Below are 636 nucleotides of genomic sequence, written 5' to 3' on the forward strand. Positions count from 1 at the left end.
AATTCGATCGTTAAACCAATGCCCATCCGGTACCTCTAAGCCGGCATTATACATGGTATTAAGTATGATAGGAGCAGCCCTGTCACCAATCGTGAAATGGACAATTGTCGTATGGCCTCCGTGATTCGTGACTACCAGCACATACGCCCCGCTATCGCTAATTGTCTGGCCCATCATGTAACCTGCTACCGCCACACCATCCCTCGTCAAGCTGACCGTTTCTATATCAGTGTCTGGGCTGGTCGGTGTTACACTGGCGTTCGTAAGTTGACCGTCTGTTACCCCATTCACAACAGGCGCATTGCTCTCTATCGTGAATTGAACCGTTGTCGCATTGCCCGCCTGATCCGTGACCACCAGCACATACGTACCACTATCCTTAATCACTTGGCCTAAGGCGTAGCCTGCTACCACCACGCCGTCCTTCGTCAAGCTGACCGTTTCTATATCAGTGGCTGTGCTGGTCGGTGTTACACCTGTGTTGGAGAGTTGACCAGGCGTCACCCCGTTTATGTCGGGTGCAACCCTTTCTATAATGAATTGGAACCATCGTGAATTACCTGCAAGATCATAAACTTCTAAAAAGTAACTGCCGCTTTCGCTAATCGTCTGGCCCCACGTGTAACCCTCGACGCT

The 636-nt window shown here is 50.6% G+C and carries 1 protein-coding gene; it reads right to left on the minus strand.

From position 1 onward, the window contains the following. The coding region (locus tag OB236_RS15025; RefSeq protein WP_262684723.1) for a hypothetical protein at positions 1 to 636 on the minus strand (636 nt) is incomplete at both ends.

The sequence above is a fragment of the Paenibacillus baimaensis genome, from assembly GCF_025567575.1.